The sequence below is a fragment of the Dialister sp. UBA1703 genome, assembly GCA_002320515.1.
Lineage (GTDB): Bacteria > Bacillota > Negativicutes > Veillonellales > Dialisteraceae > Dialister.
On record DCJJ01000044.1, the window covers coordinates 1 to 8,021 of the forward strand.

8 protein-coding genes are annotated in these 8,021 nt (G+C 52.5%); 7 read left to right on the forward strand and 1 reads right to left on the reverse strand.

Annotation, left to right across the window (positions count from 1 at the left end):
• The first annotated feature begins 64 nt into the window (after positions 1 to 64).
• The 5 genes from B2Y11_RS02060 (at position 65) to B2Y11_RS02080 (ending at position 5,023) form a co-directional block, all read left to right on the forward strand.
• The gene (locus B2Y11_RS02060; RefSeq protein ID WP_291055532.1) at positions 65 to 382 is read left to right on the forward strand and encodes a thioredoxin family protein; all 318 of its coding nucleotides are present in this window, start codon (positions 65 to 67) and stop codon (positions 380 to 382) included.
• Between the two features lie 134 nt (positions 383 to 516).
• Positions 517 to 2,046, forward strand: a complete 1,530-nt coding sequence (locus tag B2Y11_RS02065) for a tetratricopeptide repeat protein (RefSeq protein ID WP_291055535.1) — start codon at positions 517 to 519, stop codon at positions 2,044 to 2,046.
• A gap of 12 nt (positions 2,047 to 2,058) precedes the next feature.
• Entirely contained in the window at positions 2,059 to 2,865 is an 807-nt protein-coding gene (gene thiM / locus B2Y11_RS02070) for a hydroxyethylthiazole kinase (protein ID WP_291055538.1), read from the forward strand.
• Complete coding sequence (gene thiE / locus B2Y11_RS02075) at positions 2,852 to 3,487, forward strand: thiamine phosphate synthase (protein WP_291055541.1); 636 nt, start codon at positions 2,852 to 2,854, stop codon at positions 3,485 to 3,487. Before thiM ends, thiE begins: the two co-directional genes overlap by 14 nt.
• Before the next feature lie 465 nt (positions 3,488 to 3,952).
• Positions 3,953 to 5,023 carry an OmpA family protein gene (locus B2Y11_RS02080; protein ID WP_291055544.1) on the forward strand — a complete coding sequence of 357 codons (1,071 nt, stop codon included), beginning with the start codon at positions 3,953 to 3,955 and terminating at the stop codon, positions 5,021 to 5,023.
• Between the two features lie 269 nt (positions 5,024 to 5,292).
• On the opposite strand, the gene B2Y11_RS02085 is transcribed toward B2Y11_RS02080, so the two are convergent.
• The gene (locus B2Y11_RS02085) at positions 5,293 to 6,006 is read right to left on the reverse strand and encodes an HAD family hydrolase (protein WP_291055547.1); all 714 of its coding nucleotides are present in this window, start codon (positions 6,004 to 6,006) and stop codon (positions 5,293 to 5,295) included.
• Positions 6,007 to 6,167: 161 nt separating this feature from the next.
• On the opposite strand from B2Y11_RS02085, the gene B2Y11_RS02090 reads away from it, so the two are divergent.
• Both B2Y11_RS02090 and B2Y11_RS02095 read left to right on the forward strand, forming a co-directional pair.
• On the forward strand, positions 6,168 to 6,461 hold the full coding sequence (locus tag B2Y11_RS02090; RefSeq protein WP_291055549.1) for a hypothetical protein: 294 nt from the start codon (positions 6,168 to 6,170) through the stop codon (positions 6,459 to 6,461).
• Positions 6,462 to 6,523: 62 nt separating this feature from the next.
• On the forward strand, positions 6,524 to 7,912 hold the full coding sequence (locus B2Y11_RS02095; protein ID WP_291055552.1) for a sodium:solute symporter family protein: 1,389 nt from the start codon (positions 6,524 to 6,526) through the stop codon (positions 7,910 to 7,912).
• Positions 7,913 to 8,021: the final 109 nt, after the last annotated feature.

Here is an 8,021-nt window from a genome sequence, read left to right on the forward strand (position 1 = left end):
ATAGAATATAATAAATACATAAAAACAGTGAAATTCATTTGTGAACAATAAGGAGTGTATGCATATGATGGCACCGATTACAGGCACTGAAAATATTGATAAGGTATTAACCGAAGGCGATGTGATTCTGGGATTTTCCGCTCCCTGGTGCGGATACTGCAGAAGACTGCGTCCTATGGTAGAAAAACTTTCCGGTGAGATTGAAACGCCTATTTATGGTATTAATGTGGATGAAGATGAGGAAATTGCCAAAAGGTATGAAGTAGAAACCATTCCAACCCTCATTTACTTCCATGACGGCAAGCCGGTGAACCGGATTATCGGATACGGCAATGTGGGCTATAATGATTTGAAGGCCTTTGTTGAAAAGGCAGCTGAATAAGGAGAAAAGGGAGTCCCAAGAGGGGCCCTTTTTTTTTATGCATTTTTTCAAAAACATATGATTTCATGGGGCAGGAAGAGATGGGGCGTGGTACAATGAAATAAATGAAATGATTTGGGAAAGGAAGTGGAAATGTGGGCATCGAGGTCTTAAATCTTTCAAAGAGGGAACTGCTGAATCTGGGAGAGCAGTACCTGAAAATCAGAAATTATGACCAGGCCATGACCTATCTGTCCCGGGCTGTTAGGCAGGGCAGCAGCCAGGCAGCGCCCAGGCTTTTTGAGCTGGGGAAAAGTTTTTATAAGGAAAGAAAATACGGGCCCGCATTGCACTGCTTCCAGGCTTTGGCAGATAAAGGGCATGGCAGGAGCAGCCTCCTTCTGGGGGAAATATATGAGCATGGCTATGGAGTGATGCCTAATCTACAGAAAGCTTTTGACTGTTATGCCGCTGCCTACCAGAGCGGGGTTCCGCAGGGAGCTTACCAGGCAGGGCGTATGATGACACCGGATGCGCTTCGCTCCGAGGAAATCCGGGACATTGCCATCAGCTGGTACAAAGAGGCTATTGCCGGCGGTATTTATAAGGCCTATGCGGAAATAGGAAAACTCTACCAGGATCATGGGCGGAATGAGAAGCCGGGAAACCCGCCTAAAAATGACCGGACGGCCCTGTCCTGGTTCCTGCGGGGCGCTGTCCATGGAGATAACCTCTGCCGAGAACTGGCAGGGGATGCATTTATCAGGGGCAGGGGGACGGAAGTGAATGTGAAACGGGGACTGGAGCTCTATGCCCAGGCCTTTCATGACGGCAGTATTTCCGTATGCTTTAAACTGGGCATGCTCTATGACGAAGGAAAAGCGGTCCATAAAAATGTGGATTTATCCATTGCCTGGTACCTGAAAGCCTATGAGCGGGGCGACCGGAGAGGAAAGGTCGAAGCAGGGCTTGCGGCATATCGGGCAGGGAGAGCCTATCCGGCCATACCGGATGGCATGGAAGAAAAAAAGAAGGCTCTTTCCTATCTTGAGCAGTCCGCTTCTTTAGGCTGCGGTATTGCATTTGAAGCGCTGGCAGATATAGCCTTATCCCAGGGCCGGTATAAGGATTTTGAAGAAAACCTGAAACAGGGATACCGGGCCGGCAGCGAAGAATGCCGGAAAAAGCTGATTTGCTTCTGCTGCGGCAGGGCCATGAAAGCACTGCAGGCCATGAAAAATTTTCAGTTCCTGCGTACCGGCAGGAGAGAGACACTGTCAACGGAAGACAGCGAAAAGATGAAGGAAGCGGCAGGCTGGTACAAAAAAGCAGCTGCAGCCGGTGATGTTGACTCATCAGCCTTTCTGGGCAAGCTCTATCTTTATTATGGAGATGTACTGGGAGTGACAGAAAAGGATTTCACTAAAGCTGCCAGGAAAGGATCTTCGTCATCCGACATTTACGTGGATGTCCTTTTGTGGAAGTACTATGCGGGACCTGGTCCCCATGACGGAGAAGTCTTTCATAAGGAAAATCCAAAGAAAGCGTTCCAGCTGGCCCAGCGGCTGGCAAGAAAGGGACATTTTAAATTTTATAAAATCATGTCTTCCTACTATGAAGAGGGATATGGCACGAAAAGAAGCAGCCGCATGGCTGCCTATTGGGCTGATCAAGTCCGGAACTGAGGGGCGAATACAATGGAACTAGCAAAATATCTGGATCAGGTAAGGAAATCAAATCCTCTGGTTCATCACATTACCAATTACGTCGCGGTCAATGACTGTGCCAATGCATGTCTTGCTATCGGCGCTTCGCCGGTAATGTCCGATGCCATTGACGAAGTGGGAGACATGGCGGCTATTTCATCGGCTCTGGTGCTTAATATAGGCACCCTGAATGTGAGCAAAGTAGAATCCATGATTGAGGCCGGCCGCAGTGCCAATGCCCATCATATTCCCGTGGTATTTGACCCCGTAGGCTGCGGTGCTACTTCCTTCCGCAACCGGATGGCGGCGGAAATCATGAACCATGTGCACATGTCGGTGATTCGTGGAAATATGAGCGAAGTGCTCTCCCTGGGCGGCGTTCATCTCCATACCAAAGGCGTGGACGCCGGCGAAACAGTGAACCTGGAAGAGGCGGCCGAACTGGCTTCCAAGCTCTCCCAGACATGGAATGCGGTGGTTGTCATCAGCAGCAAGGTGGATATAATTACCGATGGAAATAAAAAAGTATTTATTCATAACGGATGTCCTGAAATGCCGCTCATTACAGGCTCCGGTTGCATGTGTACCACCCTTATCGGTGCCTTCTGCGGCGCCAGCCCGAAGGATCCCTTCGGAAGCTCTGTGGCAGCCATGGCAGCCATGGGCCTTTCCGGTGAAAGAGCCTGGAAAGCATACGAAAAACAGGGACTGGGACACTTCCATATGGGCATACTGGATGAACTGGGACATATGACCGGTGAAATCCTTGCCAAAGGAGCCCGCTATGAAGAACATTGATTACAGCCTCTACCTGGTTACCGATAGAAACCAGCCGGCAGCCGGCACCTTTGAAAAGGTGGTGGAAGAAGCACTGAAAGGCGGCGTCACCCTGGTACAGCTTCGAGAAAAAGAAGGAGACACCGGACTCCTCTATGAAAGGGCAGTGAAACTGAAAAAAATCACTGACGCTTTTCATGTGCCCCTCATTATAGATGACCGTATCGATATTATGCTGGCCAGCGGCGCAGACGGCGTCCACGTAGGACAGTCCGACATGCCGGCGGCCATGGCAAGAAAACTGATAGGCCCGGACAAAATCCTGGGCGTCTCTGCAGGCACCCTGGAAGAAGCGGTGCAGGCGGAAAAAGACGGCGCCGACTACCTGGGCGTAGGGGCCATGTTCCCTACGGCTACCAAGGAAGATGCGGACATTACCTCGTCTTCGGAGCTTAGAAGAATCATGGATACCGTCCATATCCCGGTCGTCACCATCGGCGGCATGAATAAAAACACCATCCCCCTTTTCAAAGGCTATGGTCTCTCCGGCTTTGCCGTAGTCTCTGCTGTTATGGCTGCAGATGAACCGGAAAAAGCGGCGGCAGAACTTAAGGAAATGATTGATCAAGTGCTGGGAAGATAGTACAGCGTAAAGTTGAATAGAGGAGACAGGCACCAGACATCAGATGGGAAGACGTCAGACTGATAAACCGGACTTCCGGTCTTCTGACGGTCATTCTGGGCGCAGCATTGGTAAGAATCGTAAGAGAAGGTATACTGATAAATGCCGGATGACTTGTCCGGCGGGAAAGGAATCCCGTAACGCCGGCTTTATACTCATTGCCGCGCAGCGGCAATCCACACCCTCTAAACCTTCTAAACCCTTTGAACCTTATGAACCCGCTGAACCCTTTTCCCTTACAACCCTTCTACACAACCTGCGGCGCCAGCCGCGCCCCCTTTTTATAAGACCTGCGGCGAAGCCGCCACCACCACCCTTTGAACCCTCTGAACCTTCTGAACCCTTTGAACCCGGGCCACAAAGTGGCCCCATATGGTATAATATCCATAAGACTGAATACATAAAGCGTTAATTCGTGAGGTGAATATGATGAAAAAAGTACTTCTTATGCTGGCCCTGGCGGCTTCCATTTCCGGCGCGGCCTATGCGTCTCCCCAGACTTCCTTTAAGAAGGGGGAAACGGAAGTGAATGTGGGTATGTGGGACTCCTCCGCCCATTCCAATGGCTATAAATCAGACGGAGAATGGAATTTCCTGGGCGGACTGACCTACGGCATTAACGACCGCTGGGCTGCCCAGTACCAGTACACCGGCCTTCATACGGACCATACCAATGGCAATATGAATGAAATCAATGCTCTTTACTCCCTGCATCCCCAGGTAGCTGCCTTTGCAGGGTGGAACCGCATTGCCATGAAGGACTTCCCCAGCGGCGTTTTCGGTTCCTCCGATACCACCAATAACATTGCCCAGCTTGGCATCGTGGCCCGCCAGCCGGTGAACGATGTGGTGGATGTATATGCCAAAGGCGCCGTAGGCACCGAATCCACCTCCATGTGGGAAGCAGGGGTGAACCTGGCAGTGGACAAGAACGTGGACCTCAATGCCGGCTACCATTACCTCAACACCCGCGGTGACGATGACCACAACGTGTCCTACAAAGGCTTCATGGCCGGCCTGTCCTACCGCTTCGGCGGCAGCGATGCAGCAGCCTTTACGGAAACGGAAGATAAGAACTACGATTTCGAAGAAGATACAGCTCCCTCCACCGTTACCATCCAGCCCTCCGCCGGCAAGGCGGATCCGGTGGACGTACCGGCAGACACACCGGTAAAGGCACCGGAAAATGACTACTACTTCAACAGCATCCATTTCAAGAGCGACTCCGCCGCCATTGATGATGCCCAGAAGGTGAACCTGGAAGCCTTCATTAAAAAGGCCAAGGAAACAGGCCACACCTTCAAACTCGTAGGCCGGGCTGACGCCACCGGCAGTGCGGACTATAACAAAGACCTCTCTGCACGCCGCATTGAAAGCGTGAAACAGTACGCTGTAGATCACGGCGTGGACGCCTCCAAACTGGTGGCCATGGTGAAAGGCGCAGAAGATGGAAGCGGAGCCGAAGGACGGCGCGTGGATATTTTCGAACATAAATAATCAGGAAATGAAAAATCCCTGTGAAATCAAATGATTTCACAGGGATTTTTACGTGTCAAAAGAGGCGGGGGGAAAAGTTATTCCAAAAGCAAAAGGGTTCAAAAGGTGCAGAGGGTTCTGTCTGCCTTTGGCAGACGGGTTCAAAGGGTTGTGGTATCGCCCTTACGGGCGATGAGTTTATATGCCGCCGAAGGCGGCACTTATACTGGCGCCGCCAGGCGCCCACCACCACCTTTTGAACCTTTTGAACCCTTTAATAACCCCTTTATTTATCCCATCAAGAGAGGAATCAGTTCTCTGGGGGACGAGACGATCACCCTGGCTCCGTGGGAAAGGAGGAAGGGACGGGTGCGGAAGCCCCAGTCCACGGAAATACAGGGAAGCCCTGCGTTTTTCGCTGTTTCCAGATCCACTTCCGAATCGCCGATATACACAGCCTGGGCAGGGGACACATGAAGATCCTTCAGAATGGCCATTACCATATCCGGCGCCGGCTTGCGCCGGATTTCCTTATGATTGCCCATGGCCCGGTCAAAGAGGCGGGGGAAAAGGGCGTCGGCCAGCACCTGCACATCCCTGTCATCCTTATTGGACGCCACGGCCGTTAAAACGCCATGGCTCCGAAGGGCAGAAAGCACCTCCGGTATGCCTTTATAGGGCGCTGTCTTTTCGCGGCAGTGGGCGGCGTAGCGGGGGACGAAGAAACTTTTTAAAGTCTCTACGTCCTTTTCCGAAAAATGGTAACGGGAAAAGGGGATGGAACTTCCGATATACTCCAGCTCCTCCTCCGGGCATCCGCCCTCCAGCGCCAGTACCTTCTCCATATCCGCGTCAATGCCGCAGCCGAAGCAGAGCTTGATTTTTTCTTCCGTGAAATCGTGGCGCCGCCCCATTTGCTCCAGGGCATAATTGGAAGCGGCGGTGAGGTCGCTGATGGTATTTAAAATAGTACCGTCCATATCAAAAATGACTGCTTTGTACATGGGATGCTCCTTTGTGATTTAGTGATTTAGTGATCTAGTGAGCTAGTTGGCTGGTGAGATAGTGGGACAGGGGGGGGCAGCTGTTGGTTGTCCGATTCCCGCCTGCCCCTGTCATCCTGAGCCGCAGGCGAAGGATCTCGGTAAGAATCGTAAGTAAGGGAATGATGCTGCATACCAGTCGGCGGGAAGCAGTGCCGGGATGTATTCCCGAAAATATGAAGGGCGACAGCCCAGGGGAAAAAGAAAAGGCTAACCGCTGCCCGCCGACTGGCAGCATTTATACTCATTGCCGCGAAGCCGCCACCACAACCCTCGGCGCCAAAGGCGCCGTCAAACCTGAGAACCTTAAGAACCCTCGCCCGCGGAGCGGGCGTCCCCTGTATTTCCATTATACCTTCTTCTCCTGCAAAAGAAAAAATGGTTATGAAAAGTCCTTTTTTCCTGTTCATAGCTAACCTGTTCTGCTATAATGCTTTTAAAAAGTTTTTTGAAGATTCATGGAAAGAAGGATAGGATTATGAATCTTACAACCATGCATGCTGTGATTATCCTCTTCACGGTGGCCCTGGTCATCGGCATCGGGATTTACCATTCCCGGTCCATTTCATCGGCTGCAGGCTACAGTGTAGGCGGCAGGAGCGCAGGGGTTCCCCTGGTGGCAGGGAGTATTGCCGGTACGGTGGTAGGCGGCGGCGCCACCATCGGTACGGCGCAGCTGGCTTTCAGTTTCGGCCTGTCGGCCTGGTGGTTCACCCTGGGAAGCGGCATTGCCTTTATCATTATGGGCCTTTTTTATGCCCGCCGCATGCGGGGCACGGGGCTGGAGACCATTCCCCAGTTTCTGTCCCTGAATTACGGGAAGAAGGCGGAGGAGCTGTCTTCCGTGATTTCTTCCATAGGCATTCTTTTCTCCGCCGTGGCCAGCTGTCTGCCGGGGATTGAAATCATTTCCAGCCTGTCGGGGCTGGATCCCATGGTTTCTTCGGTGCTCCTCATTGTCATGGTTATCGGCTATACCTTCTTCGGCGGCATGAAAAGTGCGGCAGTAGGGGGCATTATGAAAATGGCCATTATCTGGGTGTCCCTTTTCGTGGCAGGCTTTGAGGCTTTCCAGATGCTTCACGGTACGCCGGCTTGGGATGCCCTGCCGGCGAGGGAGCTTGATCTTTTCGGACGGGGATTTGAGCCTTCCATGGCCAATCTCTTTTCCGTCATTGTAGGTGTTCTCTGCACCCAGACCTATATCCAGTGCATTTTCTCCGCCAGCACGCCGGTAACGGCGGCCTTCGGCTGTTTCACGGCGGCCCTCATCGTCATTCCGGTAGGCCTTCCCAGTGTGGCCATCGGCATGTATATGCATGCCTTTGATCCCAATGTATCGCCGATTCTGGTGCTGCCGGCCTACCTCATCAACCACACGTCCACCCTCATCGGCGGCCTGGCTATGGGCGGCATTCTTCTCTCCCTTATCGGAAGTATCGGCGGCCTGTCCCTGGGAATCGGCACCATGATTTCCCATGACATCATCATGCCCATAACCAAAATCACGGACGACCTGAAGCTCCTGAAAGTGACGAAAATGACGGTGCTGGCCGTTATGGCGCTGGCCTGCGTCATTTCCATCGCCAACCGGGGGTCTGAGGTGCTTTTCTGGAACTACCTCTCCATGGCCCTTCGTGGCGGCGGTATCTTCATCCCCTTCACCATAGCCGTCTTCCTTCCGGGACACCTGACCAAAACCTGGGCGGTCATTTCCATGGCAGGAAGCACCCTGGCCGCTCTCCTGGCTGTCTTCATGGGTCTTCCGGTGGAGCCTCTCTTTGTAGGTCTCATAGCCAGTGTGATTTTCATCTTTCCGGGAATCCGGATAAAGAAGATACCGGGAACAAAGGATTACAGGCTGTAGTGTCATGTGTCATGGGTGGCGGGCAGCTGTATTCCCGAAGGTTGACGCGGCTTCGCCGCGAGGGGGATGGCGTCGCCGGGCTTACGCCCTGGGCGCCAAAGGTTCTGTC